The following is a 16,913-nucleotide window of genomic DNA, read 5'->3' as shown; positions in this document are numbered from 1 at the left end:
GGAGGGGTAACATGCTGGACCATTCACCTTACCGGGGATACGGTGACCGCATCCGAATCTTACGGGAACGCGCCGGAATCTCAATCGACCAGTTGGCGGACAATCTCGGGGTCGCTCCCTATTTCATCCGCCGGACGGAACTCAGCGAAGTGTATCCGACAAAAGCTTATATCGAATCCTTGGCGGAAGCCCTGCATATCGATTCCAGTTATCTGGCACGGCATATCTGGACCGGGGAGTCCTTAAAATTCGTCATGCAGGAAAAAACGCCGCTTGAAGAAATGCGATTGGCGTATGAACAGACAATGGGACAAGACGAAACGATGATTGAACAGCAGCTGGAAGAACGGATGCGCCTGTTTGATTTGATGTATGATGAGGACGTCAAACGGATTGAACAGACGATGAGTGCCACGGAACAACGGATTTTTCATGAGCTGGTGGAGGCGGTCATGGAGGCGGGGGAATTGCAACGGGAAGACGCGGCAGAGACGTTTGAACTGTTTGCCGACAAACTCCCGACGATGCTTCAACTCGATGAATACCTCAACCGTCTGACGGAAGACACTGAGACGACGACAACCGATTGTTATACGGAGTTCAGCCGAAAGATTGACCGAACACGTTATCACCGCAAATGAACGACCGGAATTGATGTTCAGCCAAACAAAAAGAGGAAGACGGATCAAATGTCCGTTTTCCTCTTTTGTGTACACCGACGCTAAAGCCGGTGATGTTTTTTTAACGATTAACGCTGTGGCGCAGGACGTGGAGCCCGGCGTCCCTTTTGTCGTGTCCGTCCAATCAAGAAACCGATGATGGCATTTGCGATGACAAGCACCCAGCCGACATAGCCGAAGTTTAAAGTCAGACTGCCGAGCATGGCCTGCCATTTTAAAATCATCATGAAGTCTCCCCGAATCAGGAAACGAGCGACACAAACGAGTAAAACCGTCGTTCCGCCGATAAAGACGCCGATCCAGCTTCCGAATAAACGCGAGGACTGGATCCGTACAGCGACGAAAGACCAATAAAATAAACTGACGATGAATGTCACTCCGCCGTAAGCGAGGACCAGCTTCCATGTCTCACTTGCTTGTGGAAATTTCGTGAACATGACAAGGGACGAGACGATGGCGGCAGCTGTGAATAAAATCGCTGCCCAAAAACGAGACCGCATAACGTAATTCCTCCTCAAGGCTTTTTCTCACCTAACGATAGCGGAAACGGTTCGTCTTGTAAACTACTACTGGCGTCCGCCTAAAATACGGCGCAATTGCTTCAGCGGATTTGATCCGTAAAAGAGGACACCCCCGCGGTAGAATCGTGTTCCGACGAACAGGGCGAGTGCGATGCTGATCACCATCAGGATGAGTGATAACGCGACTTGCCAGACCGGGACTTCCGTCAGCATGACGCGTAGGAACATCAGCATCGGGGTAAAGAACGGCACGAATGACAGAATGACGACGGCCTGGTTCGTCGGAGCGTTCAGGCTGAAAATCGACACCGTGAAAGCAGCGACGATCAACATGATGACCGGTAGGGTGACCTGTTGGGCATCTTCGACCCGGCTGACGAGCGAACCGAGTGCGGCGAGGAGCGTCGCATACAGCAGATAACCGAGCAGGAAAAAGACGAACAGGTAAACAATCGTCTTGACACTCAGGGAATCAAGCGACAGCTGATCAAACAGGCTGCTGCTCTGAGCGCTGTAATAGCCGACTCCGACGAGTAACGACAATTGAATCAGACTGACGGTGGCGATTGACGTGATTTTCGCCAACATATGCTGAATCGGACTGGCGGCGGAAATCAGCAGTTCCATGACACGTGATGATTTTTCATTGGCGATTTCCGTCACGATCATGCCGCCGTAGATGGCAATCGTAAAGTACATCAGAAACAGCAACACATAGACGAGAGCTGACGCGGCGAATAATTCGTCCTCGCTTTTACCGCCGGTTGATGTCAATTCCTGTTTCACGTCGATCGGAGCGGCAAGCGAAGCCAGTAAAGCCGGATCGACGTCGGCGTCCGTAATGATCGTCTGGTCACGGACTTGTTTTAAAGCAGTCGACAGTTGTGTCTGCAACTCCTGTTCCGGACTGGCACTGATTAACGTCACCCGGTACGGATCGTCGGACAACAAAGCGACTGCGTCATACGTCCCTTTGTCGACGACTTGTCGTGCCTGCTTCAGGGAATAATCTTTTTCGGTGATCTTTGTTTTGATGCCGACTTCTTTTAGAACCGGAACGATCGGAGCTTCAAGCGAGCTGACGACCGCGATTTTAGGATCGTCTCCCGAGAACCAGTCGATGATCCGCTCGATGTTGCTGAATCCGACAAGGAACACGACCATCAGGACGGTCGAAATCAGAAAACTTTTCGCCCGTAATTTTTGAAACAGACTGAAACGATACAATGTCAGGAATTTACGGTTCATAACGTTTTCCAACCTCCTCGATGAAGATGTCTTGCAGGGATAATTGATCCCATACGAATCGCTCGACATGGAATCCTTCTGTAATCAAATGACGGAGCAGCAAGTCGGCCGCCTCTTTTGACTCGACTTGTAAGCTGTGGCCGGTTCCGTCCGATTCGACTTGAAGAATGCCCGGCAGTGCATCCCAAAGCAGGGCAGGCGCATCGGTCGTCAATAAGACACGTGTCTTGCCGTATCCTGCCTTGATCTCCGGAAGATACCCGGCGACAACCGGTTTCCCGTGATCGAGAATGGCGACATGTTCACACAGTTCCTCGACATGATCCATCCGGTGGCTTGAGAAGACGATCGTCGTGCCTTCTGCCGTCAGTTTCCGGACCGCTTTTTTCAACTGTTCGACGTTGACGGGATCAAGTCCGCTGAACGGTTCGTCGAGGATTAATAAGTCGGGTTTATGTAGGACGGCAGAAATCAGCTGGATTTTTTGCTGATTTCCTTTTGATAATTGTTCGACCCGCATCTTTTCGTACTGCGGAATCTGGAAGTAGTTGAGCCATTCGAGTAAAGAGGCTTTGGCATCTTTTCGTTTCATGTCGCGGAGTTCAGCTAAAAAAATCAATTGTTCATCGACCCGGATTTTCGGATACAAGCCACGTTCCTCAGGAAGGTAACCGATTTTTGATAAAGGAATCGGTTGTCCTTTCCACGTGATCGACCCTTCCGTCGGTTGCAATAAACCGAGCAACATCCGGAACGTCGTTGTTTTTCCGGCTCCGTTCGCTCCAAGTAATCCGAAAATCTGTCCTTCCGGCACTTCGAATGATAAATCGTCGACCGCTGTGAACGACCCGAATCGTTTCGTGATGGCTTTAATTTCAAGCATGGAATCAGTCCTCCTTCATTCAGATAAAGTGCATGGTCCAGTTGAAGTATCTCTTATTCTTACGGGTAAATGGAAGAAAGGTTCCAAAAAAGAGATGTTTAAGCATAATGATTTACTTTTAGTAAATGAGTTACTATTATTGTGTTAAAGGAAATGAAGAGAAGGGAGCGTGAACGAATATGAAAACGAAAGGCATTCATCACATTTCAGCAATGGTCGGTAATCCACAGGAAAATCTTGATTTTTACGGTACGACGCTTGGTCTGCGTTTCGTCAAGAAAACGGTCAACTTTGACGATCCGGGAACCTATCACTTTTATTTCGGCAATGAATCGGGTAAACCTGGAACAATCATCACTTTTTTCCCGTTTGAAGGCATGCAGCAGGGGAAAGTCGGAGCGGGTCAAGTCGGAACGACGGCATATGCGATTCCGACAGGCAGCTATGACTTTTGGAAAAACCGTTTAACGGAAAAGTTAGTGACGTTCGAAGAAGCAGAACGCTTCGGAGAAAAGCAGCTTGTTTTCCAAGATCCGCACGGATTACAGATTGAGTTGGTTGAACGAAGCAAAGGTCCGAACAGTCGCTTTGAAATCGACGGGATCTCGACGGATGTCGCGATCAAAGGATTTGCCGGTGCGACGTTGTTGTCGCGTGATCCGGCCGATACGGCACGTCTTTTGACGGAAGCATTCGGATTAACGATTGCGAAACGCTCCGAGACGATGGACCGCTATACAGCGGAAGGCGAGTTCGGCAATACCATCGATATTTTGCATACGAACGTACCGGTCGGCCGTCCGGGTGCCGGCACAGTCCACCATATTGCGTGGCGGGCCGACGACCAGACCGAACAACTGGACTGGATGAAACAAATCAATGCATTCGGATTGATGACGACGGAAGTGAAGGACCGTAATTACTTTACATCGATCTACTTCCACGACCGGGGGCGGATTCTGCATGAAATCGCAACGGACAATCCGGGATTTACGGTCGACGAAGCGTTTGAGCTGCTTGGAGAAGATTTGAAATTACCGGAACAGTTTGAAGCACACCGGGCGACGATCGAGGGACATGTCGCACCAATTACACTACCAAAGGGGAGACTTGTATGATTCATTTATTTGAACCGGCGAAACGACCGGGCGCACCGATTTTTCTTTTATTACACGGAACAGGCGGAACTGAACAGGATTTAGTCGGGCTCGTCCGACTCCTCGATCCGGAGGCCGGTTATCTGTCGATCCGGGGCGAAGTGACAGAAAACGGGATGCCGCGGTTCTTTAAACGATTGGCGGAAGGTGTCTTTGATGAAGAGGATCTCGCTTTGCGGACAGCCCGTCTGATTGATTTCGTGAAAGAGACAAGCCGTACTTCCGGTTTTTCCCTTCAAGACGTCATCCCGGTCGGTTATTCGAACGGTGCGAATATCGCGGCGAATATGATGTTTGAAGAACGGTTGTTTGAACAGGCGATCTTGTTGCATCCGATGGTCCCGCGTCGCGGCGTGACGTTACCGGATTCGTCACAAGTTCGCGTCTTTATCGGAGCCGGAACCAATGATCCGATTTGTCCGGCTTCGGAGACGGAAGATTTAAAAGTGATTTTCGAACAGGCAGGGGCTACGGTCGATGTGACCTGGTCGAACCATGGTCATCAGCTCATCATGCCGACGATTGAAGCAGCAGCAAGTTGGCTTGCCCAAAAATAATCATAGAAAAAGAGCATGGAATCCAGGAAGCGTGTCCTGATTTTCCATGCTCTTTTTCCATTCAAGCAGGATGGTCACTCTTAGGACGGGAATAGACGATGAGGATACCACGTTCGACAAGTTCGTTCGCAAGTGTCTCGATGGCTTCTGGTGAAGTTTTCGTTCGGGTGATGTGTCGGTAGAGGTGACGGAGTTCACGGCGCATCGGTTTACGGATCAACCACATGCTGTCGATGATGAGGCACCAAGTCACGACGGTTTCATGACCGATGTAAAACTGGGTTTGACGATTGAGGTACCGGATCCACCATTCATCCCGGGCCATTTTTAACAGGACACCGGTAGTCAAGAGGACAGCCAACACAAGCGGAATGCTTTCGTAGATGGGGAGGCTCGCCAGTCGATCGCGAAGTCCGGTTACGAAACTGAGCATCGTCCATCCAATGAGACCGATGACGAACCAATAACTAAAGTTGACTATACTTCGTTGCTTCATCTGGAGTCGGGGTTTTAGGATTGGGGTTGACATCAGAATCACCTCCTCGTTAAAATATCGAATTTTCTGACAATTTATAGTTGTCCTTCTACTATAGTTACTTTTTCCCGAAACGTCCAGTCGTTAGACATAGAAAATGTGTTTCTTTCTTGACGAATTTCGTGTACGCTAAAAAAAGAAAGTGAACGGTTACATACAAGGGGGAGAAATGATGGATCAAGTCGTATGGATTGCAATCGGTATCGTCGCGATTGCTGTATTTTCAGCATCGAGCGTCGCCGCGTACATGGGTGTTAAAAACCAGGAAGACTGATGACACGGTGCCTGTCACCGCGTAGATGAACGTCGAAAAAAGGAGACTCCGTAAAAAACGCAGTCTCCTTTTTTCGACGTTCATTTGTTTTCCGTAATCTGAATCCGTTCCGCAAATGGTTTTAACGCATCACTCCATCGCAGGTAGCCGCCGCCGACCAGATGGAGTCCGTCGTACGTCATCCGGTTTTGAAGATAACCCTGTTGATTCGTCAACTCCGGACGTAAATCGACAAACGGAACACCGGCTGATTTGGCAAGCTGCTCGAGATTCCGGTTCAAGGCTTCGACGTCACGATTGACACGGACCGAATCGGAGTACTTGGGTGCGACGGGTAACGTTGACTGAATGACGACATCAATGTTATTTTTTCGCAGTGTCGTCACGATTGTCGTCATGTTTTCCGTGATCGTCGGAATCGGGGTGAAGTGCCGGATGTCGTTGATGCCGCCCATCAGGAAAACACGTTTCGGTTTCATCTCGACAATCAGGTCGAGGCGGGTCAGAAAGCCTTCCGTCGTATCACCGGGAATTCCGAAATTGACAATTGTCGGATCATTGAGCAGGATCCGCCAATCACCAAAATTCGTCATCGAGTCACCGAGCATGACAGAATTCGGTGATTTTGGGTATTGATAAGTATGGAAAAGACTATTCAAGCGGACGTAGTTCGGATTTTTCGTATATTGGAATGTCGAAATAGGCTGTGTGTTCGTCGCAGGAAAGGCCTGCTCGAATAACTCGATCGGTTTACGTCCGAGTAATAACGCGAGGAGGACGACGTTGGCGACGATCGAGAGAATGACTAGTGCTTTTTTCATAAAACAATCGTTCCTTTCGAGGGAGTATAAGGGGTAGTGTAACATGAATCGAAATCCGTGGTTTGATAATATCAAAGGATTCCTTGTCATTTTCGTAGTAATTGGTCACATGCTGACGGATTTACGGTTTGATTACGATGGAAAGTTACTCGAAACAGTGTACCTGGTCATTTATTCGTTTCACATGCCATTATTCATTATTTTAAGCGGCTACTTCTTCCGGGAAAATAAATACTTGCGTGTCATTCAACTGTTTGCCGTCTATTGTGTCTGGCAGATTTTGATTGGCTCATGGGCAACGTTTGGAGAAGGACTGCCGTTGTTATCCGGACAAAATCTCGGAACGCATCTGCTCCGGCCGTACTGGGCACTCTGGTATTTATTCGTCATGGTCGTCTGGTATATCGTCACGCCGTATGTCGTCCATCTGCGCGGCTATGTCTGGTTCGGACTCGCTTTTGCCTTATTATACGGTTTTGAATTAGAAAACACCGGATTTCTGGCTTTACGAAAATTGATCATGTTCTATCCGTACTTCCTGCTCGGGAACTACTTGTCGGAACACGAATTCATCCGGATTTTCGAAATGCCGAAAAGCTTTAAACGGCGGATGAACGTCCGATTGATCGGCGGGCTGGCTTTCGCAAGCGTCGTCGGCTTCCTTCTCTATGAAGCATGGCGCGATACACCGCAGGAAATCGTCGCCTTGGCAAATGCGTTCAAACATCGTTTCCCGTATGTCGAACAGTACGACAGTGATGCCTGGATCGGTGTGTTGAAACACAGTGTCATCTACTTCCTGTCGATTACGGCGTCGCTTGGCTTCATGATGCTCGTCCCGATGCGTCGTCTGCCGCTCGTCACGCGGGCAGGGGAACTCAGTTTATATGTCTACCTGTTGCACGTCTTCTTCGTCATGGCATGGCGGCAGTATGTAACGACAGCCTTCGTACCGCAAACCTGGCTCGCCCTGCTGATCGTCATCGGTGTCGCCTTGTTGATTGTCGGCGTCATCATTCATCCGTTGATTGTCCGTCTGATGCGTCCGTTGATCGAAATCGATATTCGTCCGATCGTCGAAGAACGACAAGACCTTTCAAAAAAAGGTTAAATGCTATACACTTTAAAGTAGAGCGATTAATAGATGAAGGGCGTGGAAAGTATGTCGTATAACTTAAACAATGCGGATGGTGTCGTCAACGTTTCTCAACAAGTGATTGAAGTGATTGCCGGGGTAGCGGTTCAGGAAACAGAAGGAATTGCTTTTACTCAGGACGATTCGAAGTTACAGGAAAAACAGATGGTCAAGCTCGTGAAGGTCGAAGACGAGGACGGTGCCATTACGGTCAGTCTTTCGGTTCATATCAAATACGGGATGTCGATTATCAAGACAGCAGGAAAAGTACAGGAACGGATTGCCCAAGACATGGAAAACATGTTGGCATTCCAGCCGAAAGCGGTCAATGTTCGTGTCATCGGTTTATTAAAAGGATAATCCAAAAGGGGCTTTTCGTCATTGACGAGAAGCCCCTTTTTTTGAAGGAATTATTCCGGCAGGTACCGTAAAGCCAAAGCATCACTCGGATGTGCCGTGTAGTCAAACAGCAGGCGGACCGCTTGTTCGCTTTGCGGAGACACGGTCACCGAGGCATGCCGGGTTACGGCGACCACCTGATCACCAAGCAACAACTCAAACGCAAGTGAGTCGAGTTCGAGCGTTTGTCCACTCGGATTGCGGACCAGTAAAATGGACTCGACGATCTGTTCCTGTTTGAAAATTGAGACCGGCAACAAGGACCAGCCGTCTGTCGGTGGAGCAGGATGAGAGAAAGCAATTTGACGAATCAGGCGTTGCTCCGAAGCAGTAAAGGAATCATCGATGACGAGATCCGTTAACTGTTCATTGGAGAAAACCAGTTCGAGCGGAGCATCAAGCGTCGACAACTCGACGAACTGCTCTTCCTCCGAAAAGTCGAGCCAAAGCGGTAAGGTCGCTTTCGGAAGCAACACCGGTACCTCTTCAATCGTAAATGTCTTCCTTGCGACGAGCTGATCGCTTGACAGGACGAGGACAACCAGATCATTGAGCTGGAAAGAACGTTCAAGTGTATTTTGGAACAACGCAATCAGCTGCAACGGTTCCGTCTGCAATACTTGAAAGAGGTGGATAGCCAACTGATTCGGTCCGAGTTTCGGTAACTGATTGAGTGCGTACCGAAAAACATACTCGTCTTCTTTGACGATCGGCATATCTTCGGTAAAGTAAAGCGCAGGTTGAATTTCATCTTCAATCGACGGTTGCATGAAGCAGTCCTCCTTGCAGAGTGGTTTCTTCCAGACGGCATAGTCCGGAAACGACTTGTTTTTCAAAACTGAAGATCGCATAACGGAAATAATCCATACCTTCCTGTTCGAAAATCCGGACCGGCTGTTCTTGACCGTAGCTACGTAAATGAATCCCTTCCTTGAGGGAATTCATCGCTGTCAAATGACTCGTCCACTGCTCATCGAGTGCCAGTAACATGAACCGTCGCGCCGTTTCTTCATCTTCGGTGATCTGTAAGGCCATTCGCTGGTCGACCGCAGCAATGAGCGGTTCCAATTGCTGTTTGATTGTTTCAATCGAGTCAGCCAGAGGCAGTTCGACCGGCTGATGCAACAATTGTTCCAGTTCCGTCGTCAATAATTCAATCGGCCATTCTTCCGGAACGAGGTCGTCCGTCAAATACTGATCGAGATAGGCGTGGACGGTCCGGGCGGCAAACGGCTGGACGAATTGGTCCAGTGTCGCCGAATCAACGATTTGATTGCGGAGACGATAGATGGCAAGACGTTGTTCACTGATGACTTCCTCGAGTTGGACGAGATCGTCACGGACGCTGCGGTTGACCGATTCGCAGGTTTCCTGCGCATAAGCCATCAGCTGCTGAGCTTCTTTTGCACTGATCGGACCGGTGACGGAACCGAGCTTCTTTTTGACGCGCTCTAACCGTTCACGGGCAAACCGTCGAGGCAGTTCATCTTCGAGCGACAGGTAGAAACGTGTCAGACCGGGATCTCCTTGACGTCCCGCCCGGCCACGCAACTGGTTATCGATCCGGACTGATTCGTGACGTTCCGTGCCGATGACGAACAGACCGCCTTGCGCTTTCGCCGCATCATCGAGCAGGATATCCGTTCCGCGTCCTGCCATGTTCGTCGCAATCGTCACCCGGCCGTGGCGGCCGGCGGACTCGATGATCCGAATTTCCTGGTCGACCGTTTTGGCGTTCAGAATCTCGTAAGGAATGTGCCGCTGATCGAGGACGTCTGCCACCTTTAAGGATTGTTCGATCGAAGTCGTTCCGATCAAGACCGGTTGCCCCGTCGAATGAGCTGTTTCGGTCGCTGCCGCAATCGCGCTGTATTTCTCAGGACTCGTCAAGAACAGGACATCCGCTTCATCGATTCGGATTTTCGGACGGTTCGGTGGAATCGATACCACATCCATCCGGTACGTCTTCAAAAATTCATCACGGGAAGTGGCAGCGGTCCCGGTCATCCCGCACACTTGTTGATAGAGACGGAAGTAATGCTGGATCGTGATTTGCGCTGTCGTCCGATTTTCTTCGGTCACGCTGACGTGTTCCTTCGCTTCAAGCGCTTGGTGGAGACCGTCCGATAAACTGCGTCCTTCCATCAAACGACCGGTGAACAGGTCGACGAGTGCAATCTTATCGTCCTTGACGATGTAATCAACGTCTCTTTGGAGAACGACATGAGCCCGCAGCGCCTGAATGACATAATGGAACAAGACAGCATGTTCCGCTGCAAACAGCTGATTGATGCCGAAAGTCCGCTCAATCGTCTCGATGCCTTGATCCGTCAAGGCGACCGCCTTGATTTCTTCATCGAACGTATAATCGGCGTCTTCTTTAAAGTCTTTGACGACATGACGGACCAACTGTTGTAAACCTTCGTGAACGGTGTCCCGTTCCGCCATGATGAGAGGGGTTTTGGCTTCGTCGATCAAGACACTGTCGACTTCATCGATTAACGCGAAGCGGAGGGGACGTTGCAGACGATCTTCCTGCCGCATGACCAAATGGTCCCGCAGATAGTCGAAGCCGAATTCCGTTCCGACTCCGTATGTAATATCAGCGGCATAAGCCTGCTGTTTTTCTTCGAATGACAGTTCTGCTGAATTGATGCCGACCGTCAAACCCAGGAAACGGTGAATCTGACCAATCTGTTCCGCATCACGCTGAGCGAGGTATTCGTTGACGGTGATGACATGGACCCCTTGACCGTGCAGGGCCTGGGTGAAACTAGCGAGTGACGCGACGAGTGTTTTTCCCTCACCGGTCGCCATTTCGGCGATATGTCCGGACAGAAGGGCGAGTCCGCCGATCAACTGGACATCGTAATGACGAAGACCGAGTGTCCGCTTGCTGGCTTCCCGGACAAGGGCAAAGGCAGTCACGGTGATTGCCTCGATTTTCTCACCGGCCTGCAGACGATTTTTCAAAGATGTGGTCAAAAGCTGTAGTTCTTCATCCGTTTTTTGTTCCATTTCTGCTTCTAAGCTGTTAATTAATAAAACGGTTTTTTCATAACGACGCATTCTGCGACTCTGTTCATCTATTAATTGTTTAACGCGCTGAAACATGATTGGTCACTCCTTCGGTTCGACTGTCAAACTCGCTTTTATTATAACAGTTAAAAATTGTAAAACGAATAGAAAAGAACGAAATAAGTAAAACATTCCCTTGAAATTGAAAACGGTTTCTTTTCAGAAAGGGAAACGATTTGGATTTGTTTTTTGATAACGCTTGCAAAGGGGGAGGGGAACAGGTAAAATAATTCTTGAGGCAAGTGCAATCGTTTGCGCAAATCATTCGATTTCTTGTCTTTCATGTACGATGGATGAAAGGATGGATGTCGGATGGCACCAACGATTGAAGCGGTCATTTTTGACTTGGACGGCGTAATTACCGATACAGCCGAGTATCATTATCTGGCTTGGAAACAACTGGGTGAGGAGTTGGACATTCCGTTCGACCGGGAGTTCAACGAAACACTGAAAGGCGTCAGTCGGACTGATTCACTGGAGCGGATTTTGACACTTGGCGGGAAGCAGGATGCTTTTACCGCTCAGGAAAAAGAAGCGCTCGCAACGAAAAAGAACGACCATTACGTCACGTTGATCCAACATATTTCAGAACAGGATCTTTTACCGGGAATCATTGCATTCCTGGATGAAATCCGTGCGACTGGGCTGAAAATCGGAATGGCGTCAGCTTCTAAAAATGCGTTGACTGTCGTTGAGGCACTTGGAGTCCGGCACTATTTTGATGACATCGTCGATGCGGCAACCGTCGCCCAGTCAAAACCACACCCTGAAGTGTTTTTACGGGCAGCAGAGGCGCTTGGCGTCGCACCTGAACGTTGCATCGGTGTAGAAGATGCAGCGGCAGGAATCACGGCCATTCACGCAGCGGGTATGTACGCTGTCGGAGTCGGTCCGGAAACGACGTTACATGAGGCAGACTATCGTGTCGATTCGACGGATTTGCTTTCCCTTGAGCAGATTCTAGCTAGTCGCTAATGAACATCCGCCATTCCCTGATGGCAGATGGTTTTATCTGATCAATCTCTTTTCATGTGAGTACAAAAGGACCGCTTCCCTGAGCGGTCCTTTTGTCATATAAAAAACGCTCGTTCCGATAGACGGAATGAGCGTTTTACAGTCTTTGAACTTAAAGTGTCGCGAGAATACCGTCGGCAATCGCCTGGGCGTAACGTGCCTGATAAGCGGGGTCTGCCAGTTTCGCACGATCTGACGCATTCGATAGGAAACCGAGTTCCGCCAGGACGGCCGGTGCCTGCGTTCCGCGAATGACAGCATAATTGGCAAAGTGGACACCGCGGTCGCGCATGCCGGCATAACCTGTCAGCCGTTGCTGGATTGCCTGTGCAAGTTGAATCGAAGCCGCTCCTCTATAGTAGTAACTTTCCGCACCGGACGCACTGACGGCATTCGAAGCATTGATGTGGATGCTGACGAACCGTGACGTCGACAAAGCGTTTGCCATCGCACTCCGGTCGCCGAGTGACGGATAATAATCGTTTGTGTAGCGTGTTAACGTCAAATCCACTTTTCCTGCCAGCAGACCGGCGACTTGACGGGCAACAGACAGGACGATGTCCCGTTCTGCGAGTCCTGCCCGGACAGCGCCCGGATCGTAAGCACCGTGTCCGGGATCGAGGACAATCAATGGACGATTAGACGGACTTGGTTGAAAGAGCGTCAAATAAGTAGCTTCCACATAACCGCGACGTCCGTCAGCTGTTTGGACAGCTACAAAACCACGTGTCTTATGAAGATTGTTTGTCACGACAACCGGTGTACCACGGCCGAGACGGGTGATTTGTCCGCTGAGAACGGAAGCGGATGCCCGTAAGGCGACGGTGCTTCCGGCATCAATCAGGACGTACATCTTGCTACCGCTGTAATCCGCCGTTCCGGCAGTCGGGACGGTCGGAGAAGCCGTACCTTTTTTTAAATACGTCCCCATGACATATCCGGTTTTCCCGCCGTAACTGATTTTGTGCCAGTTGGAGCTGACGGATAAGGACTGGACGACTTGATTGCTCGGAATCGTCATCAATAGAGCGCCAGATGTCGTCGGTGCAGTCCGGAAGTTCAGCCGTTCCGTCGTCGTATAGGCTGTCGACGATGCCGTCACTTTCTTTAGATAGGCACCCGATACGAAACCGGTTTTATTGTTATACGTCACTTTGTACCAATTGCCGTCACGGAAGCTCGACGTAACCGTCGTCTTGACCGGAATGGTCAAAAGGCGGACTGAAGATGTCGAAGCATCCTGACGCAACGATAAAGCATCCGTCGTCTGGTAGGCCGTCTTCGCGAAGGCCGTCCCGCTGACGACTTTCGTTAAGTATTGACCGAGTACGTAACCGGTCTTTCCGCTGTGTGTGACACGATACCAGTCACCGATCCGGTAGTTGGACGTCAGCGTCGTTTTTTTCGGGATCGTCGTTAATTTTTTGGAGGAAACCGAGTCGGACGAACGTAAATTCAGTAAATCTGTCGTTTGATAGGTCGTTTTCGTAAACGTTACGCCGGAAGCAGCCGATACTAATGAGGACGGAAAAGCGATGGTCACTAGAAGCAAAAGTACTAGCGTCATTGTGAGGATTTTAGTTAATTTGTCCATTAAATTCCCAGTCTCCTTTTAAGTAGAATGAATACGTAGAAATGCTTATATAGTCAATTAAGTATTTTTAAAATAGTTTAATTTATAATTTATCTGTTCCGTTCTATCTCCTTTCTGTTAATATGAAGTGTAGTCAAGTGACAACCAATGAGAGAAAAATATTACAGAATAATTAAATATATAATAAAATTATATATTAAAGAGGCAAATTGTAGTTTATTTTATTTCAAAAAACATACAATTGAAACATAATTGAAATATTTATGTTTAATTTAGGAAAGTGGGTTAACAAATGGGATCGAGTGAACATATCTACCGAGAACTGATGGAAATTGAAGAGGAATACCGTCGTCTGCAACGGCGCGCTGAATATTTAATCGCAGAATTAAGTCGGGGAACAAGTGATTCGGCAAAAGAAGTTGCCGTGACACAGGAACGTCCGCTCAAGCAACGCCGAGTCAACCAACGTTACCCACTGGAAGTTTATGTGCATCAAATCAGCGACTTGATGCGTGAACGCGAATCAATGTCGGCACGGGACATTCAAATGGAACTGGAACTCCGGTACCGTCACCAAATCAGCAACATCTATCAACTGATGGCAAAAGTGGAACAAGCGAATCCGGCGATTAAAAAAGTCGGACGCGGCATCTATACATATGATCCATCTGCAGAAGTCCCAATCTTCATGTGAGCCGCTCGTCGGCTCTTTTTTTTTATGATATAATTCGCGCAGGAGCGTGATGTTATTATGTTATGGACGGCGTCCATTGTCTGTTTTATCGCGGCCTTACTGATCACACCCGTCGTAAAACGCTTTGCGATTGCCGTCGGTGCCGTTGACAGTCCGGACGCACGAAAAGTACACGTACGAATTATGCCGCGTTTAGGCGGTCTTGCGATTTACATTGCATTTATGATCGGTTACTTTATTTTGCAACCTTCAAGCCCGTATGCGACACATATTCTGGTCGGAGGCTTTGTCGTGATTTTGACAGGCGCACTCGATGACCGTTTTCAATTAAATGCCCGACTGAAACTGATGGGGCAGATCGTTGCGGCCGTGGTCGTCTTAAACGGCGGGATCCGGATCGAGTTCATCAATCTGCCGTTCGATCAACAATTGTATCTCGGTTGGTGGAGTGTTCCGCTGACGTTTCTTTGGGTCATCGGCATCACAAATGCCGTCAACCTGATTGACGGACTGGACGGACTGGCGGCAGGGGTTTCAAGTATCGTCCTGCTGACCCTGATCAGCCTGGCCGTCATCCAGGGCAATGTCTACGTGACGATTGTCGCAATTCTTTTATTGATGAGTACATTCGGTTTTCTGTTCCACAACTTTTATCCGGCCAAGATTTTTATGGGAGACACCGGTGCGTTATTCCTCGGATACATGTTGGGTGTCTTGTCGTTGCTTGGTTTCAAGAACGTCACCCTGTTTTCACTCGCAGTGCCGGTCATCCTGCTCGGCATCCCGATTTCCGATACGCTGTTTGCGATTGTGCGCCGGGTATTACAGGGAAAACCACCGTTTGCACCGGATAAAGCCCATCTGCATCACCGGTTACTTGACCTTGGATTTACGATGCGGCAGGCGGTACTCGTCATTTACGGACTGTGTGCCGTCTTCGGGATGACAGCGGTCCTGTTTTCACAAACGACTTCGCTGGGAGCACTCGTTTCCTTGCTGATGTTATTGCTCGTACTCGATATTTTAGTCGAATCGCTTGGATTACTGGGCGAGCGCTATCGACCGTTACTGAATTTGCTGGAACGAATGACATCAAAATGACCAATCAGCCGCTCAAAGGAATTTGGGCGGCTGATTTGGCGATAGGGGAGTCGAAATGAATCCGATTGAACGAGCCGACCGAATTATCTATCTGGATGTGTTGCGGGGATTCGCTTTATGCGGCATCCTCTTTGTTAATATGCCGAGCTTTCTCGGCGAACGTTTCACGCGTGAGATGGGGAGCACCGATCAGCTGTTGCGTCTCCTGTTTGACCTGTTCATCCAAACAAAATTCTATACGTTGTTCAGCGTTTTATTCGGAGCCGGCTTCATTCTGTTCATCGACCGCTTGCGGGTAAAACGCAAATCACTGTGGATTTTTGTCCGCCGTTTACTCGCTTTATTTCTGTTCGGTCTCATCCATCTGCTGTTCTGGAGAGGAGATATCCTGCAGACCTATGCCCTGTGCGGTCTGATGCTGCTTGCGTTCATTCAGACACGACCGTCGACGAAACTGTGGGCCGCTCTCGCCTTACAGCTGTATGTCTTCTTCCGGTATCTGTCAATTTATCAATATGCCGAGTCCGTCGGCGACCGGTCGATTCCGGACCCGGATACGACGTTGCAATCGATCGTGGCAGCGCGTGACGTCACGGCATTCGTCACCTATCATGCGACCGTTCAATTGCCGCACGGCTTGGCGAATTCTCTGGCCATCTGGCCGGAAATTCTTTCCCTGTTTTTAATCGGGGCTTACTTGATGGAGCGGTTCACGGTGCGCCCGCCGGCGACCCGGACGATTGGTCTTGTGTTTGGTGCCAGTCTGTTGCTGTCATTGCCGTTGCTCTATCCGGTCGTTCAGATTCATCAAGGCCGTTTCCCGGACGGACTGGCCAATTACTTTTTTGTCTGGTTGTCGGGTCGCACGCTCGCTGTCGCATATGCGGCGGGAATTGCCTTACTCGTCCGGTTTGGGCGTCCGTTAAGCGGATTTCAAGTATTGGGACGGATGGCGTTGACGAATTACCTCATGCAGACGGTCATCTTTACACTGGTGTTGTTCATGACCGGACGGTACGGGACGATTCCGCTCTGGCAAGGAACTTTGCTGGTGATCGCGGTATTGGTGGTACAAGTCATCTTCTCGAACTGGTATTTAAAACGCTACCGTCAAGGGCCTGTCGAGACTTTTTGGAGAACTATCACATATGGGCGGAAAAAATCACGAAACACCTGAATGGTCACAGAAAATTTACAAAGTTTTCGTATAATTTAGCGTGGA

At 49.3% G+C, this 16,913-nt stretch carries 17 protein-coding genes; 9 read left to right on the top strand and 8 right to left on the bottom strand.

Translation table 11 applies throughout. From position 1 onward, the window contains the following. Positions 1-11 precede the first annotated feature (11 nt). Complete coding sequence (locus N7U64_RS06150; RefSeq protein ID WP_012371356.1) at positions 12-641, top strand: helix-turn-helix domain-containing protein; 630 nt, start codon at positions 12-14, stop codon at positions 639-641. A 107-nt stretch (positions 642-748) separates the two neighbouring features. Here N7U64_RS06150 and N7U64_RS06145 read toward each other — a convergent pair whose 3' ends face one another. From N7U64_RS06145 to N7U64_RS06135, 3 genes are all read right to left on the bottom strand, one after another. Further along, positions 749-1,180, bottom strand: a complete 432-nt coding sequence (locus N7U64_RS06145; protein WP_012371355.1) for a hypothetical protein — start codon at positions 1,178-1,180, stop codon at positions 749-751. 66 nt (positions 1,181-1,246) lie between these two features. Further along, positions 1,247-2,449, bottom strand: coding sequence for an ABC transporter permease (locus tag N7U64_RS06140; RefSeq protein WP_214849610.1), 1,203 nt, complete (start codon positions 2,447-2,449; stop codon positions 1,247-1,249). Further along, positions 2,439-3,332: an ABC transporter ATP-binding protein gene (locus N7U64_RS06135; protein WP_012371353.1), complete on the bottom strand. Its 894-nt coding sequence runs from the start codon at positions 3,330-3,332 to the stop codon at positions 2,439-2,441. The genes N7U64_RS06140 and N7U64_RS06135 overlap by 11 nt, the downstream gene beginning before the upstream one ends. Before the next feature lie 179 nt (positions 3,333-3,511). Between N7U64_RS06135 and N7U64_RS06130 the strand changes: the two genes are divergently transcribed. Together N7U64_RS06130 and N7U64_RS06125 are read left to right on the top strand one after the other, a co-directional pair. Next, on the top strand, positions 3,512-4,450 hold the full coding sequence (locus tag N7U64_RS06130) for a ring-cleaving dioxygenase (protein ID WP_318928874.1): 939 nt from the start codon (positions 3,512-3,514) through the stop codon (positions 4,448-4,450). Then, on the top strand, positions 4,447-5,046 hold the full coding sequence (locus N7U64_RS06125) for an alpha/beta hydrolase (protein ID WP_318928873.1): 600 nt from the start codon (positions 4,447-4,449) through the stop codon (positions 5,044-5,046). Before N7U64_RS06130 ends, N7U64_RS06125 begins: the two co-directional genes overlap by 4 nt. A gap of 61 nt (positions 5,047-5,107) precedes the next feature. Here the strand turns inward: N7U64_RS06125 and N7U64_RS06120 are convergent, their stop codons facing one another. After that, positions 5,108-5,575 carry a hypothetical protein gene (locus N7U64_RS06120; protein ID WP_214765886.1) on the bottom strand — a complete coding sequence of 156 codons (468 nt, stop codon included), beginning with the start codon at positions 5,573-5,575 and terminating at the stop codon, positions 5,108-5,110. Positions 5,576-5,935: 360 nt separating this feature from the next. Further along, on the bottom strand, positions 5,936-6,676 hold the full coding sequence (locus N7U64_RS06115) for an SGNH/GDSL hydrolase family protein (RefSeq protein ID WP_012371349.1): 741 nt from the start codon (positions 6,674-6,676) through the stop codon (positions 5,936-5,938). 43 nt (positions 6,677-6,719) lie between these two features. On the opposite strand from N7U64_RS06115, the gene N7U64_RS06110 reads away from it, so the two are divergent. Both N7U64_RS06110 and N7U64_RS06105 read left to right on the top strand, forming a co-directional pair. Then, the gene (locus tag N7U64_RS06110) at positions 6,720-7,787 is read left to right on the top strand and encodes an acyltransferase family protein (protein ID WP_214765882.1); all 1,068 of its coding nucleotides are present in this window, start codon (positions 6,720-6,722) and stop codon (positions 7,785-7,787) included. Positions 7,788-7,838: 51 nt separating this feature from the next. Next, complete coding sequence (locus N7U64_RS06105) at positions 7,839-8,171, top strand: Asp23/Gls24 family envelope stress response protein (RefSeq protein ID WP_234944539.1); 333 nt, start codon at positions 7,839-7,841, stop codon at positions 8,169-8,171. 50 nt (positions 8,172-8,221) lie between these two features. Here the strand turns inward: N7U64_RS06105 and N7U64_RS06100 are convergent, their stop codons facing one another. Beyond that, a complete protein-coding gene (locus N7U64_RS06100) occupies positions 8,222-8,980 on the bottom strand; it encodes an SLAP domain-containing protein (RefSeq protein ID WP_318928872.1) in 759 nt (252 codons plus the stop codon). Then, on the bottom strand, positions 8,964-11,324 hold the full coding sequence (gene secA / locus N7U64_RS06095) for a preprotein translocase subunit SecA (protein ID WP_318928871.1): 2,361 nt from the start codon (positions 11,322-11,324) through the stop codon (positions 8,964-8,966). Before secA ends, N7U64_RS06100 begins: the two co-directional genes overlap by 17 nt. A gap of 276 nt (positions 11,325-11,600) precedes the next feature. Here secA and pgmB point away from each other — a divergent pair, with 276 nt between their 5' ends. After that, complete coding sequence (pgmB, locus tag N7U64_RS06090) at positions 11,601-12,263, top strand: beta-phosphoglucomutase (protein ID WP_214849598.1); 663 nt, start codon at positions 11,601-11,603, stop codon at positions 12,261-12,263. 151 nt (positions 12,264-12,414) lie between these two features. On the opposite strand, the gene N7U64_RS06085 is transcribed toward pgmB, so the two are convergent. Next, the gene (locus tag N7U64_RS06085) at positions 12,415-13,896 is read right to left on the bottom strand and encodes an N-acetylmuramoyl-L-alanine amidase (RefSeq protein ID WP_318928870.1); all 1,482 of its coding nucleotides are present in this window, start codon (positions 13,894-13,896) and stop codon (positions 12,415-12,417) included. Positions 13,897-14,188: 292 nt separating this feature from the next. Here N7U64_RS06085 and N7U64_RS06080 point away from each other — a divergent pair, with 292 nt between their 5' ends. From N7U64_RS06080 to N7U64_RS06070, 3 genes are read left to right on the top strand one after another with little or no spacing between them, the layout of a single operon-like run. Next, the gene (locus N7U64_RS06080) at positions 14,189-14,590 is read left to right on the top strand and encodes a hypothetical protein (protein ID WP_012371342.1); all 402 of its coding nucleotides are present in this window, start codon (positions 14,189-14,191) and stop codon (positions 14,588-14,590) included. A 57-nt stretch (positions 14,591-14,647) separates the two neighbouring features. Further along, positions 14,648-15,691 carry a glycosyltransferase family 4 protein gene (locus N7U64_RS06075; protein WP_012371341.1) on the top strand — a complete coding sequence of 348 codons (1,044 nt, stop codon included), beginning with the start codon at positions 14,648-14,650 and terminating at the stop codon, positions 15,689-15,691. Between the two features lie 55 nt (positions 15,692-15,746). Continuing rightward, positions 15,747-16,868, top strand: a complete 1,122-nt coding sequence (locus N7U64_RS06070; RefSeq protein ID WP_318928869.1) for a DUF418 domain-containing protein — start codon at positions 15,747-15,749, stop codon at positions 16,866-16,868. Positions 16,869-16,913 lie beyond the last annotated feature (45 nt).

Source organism: Exiguobacterium sp. K1 (assembly GCF_033721435.1).
GTDB lineage: Bacteria > Bacillota > Bacilli > Exiguobacteriales > Exiguobacteriaceae > Exiguobacterium_A > Exiguobacterium_A artemiae.
Note: the sequence above shows the minus strand (reverse complement) of the source record. Positions and strands in the feature narration are given on the sequence as shown.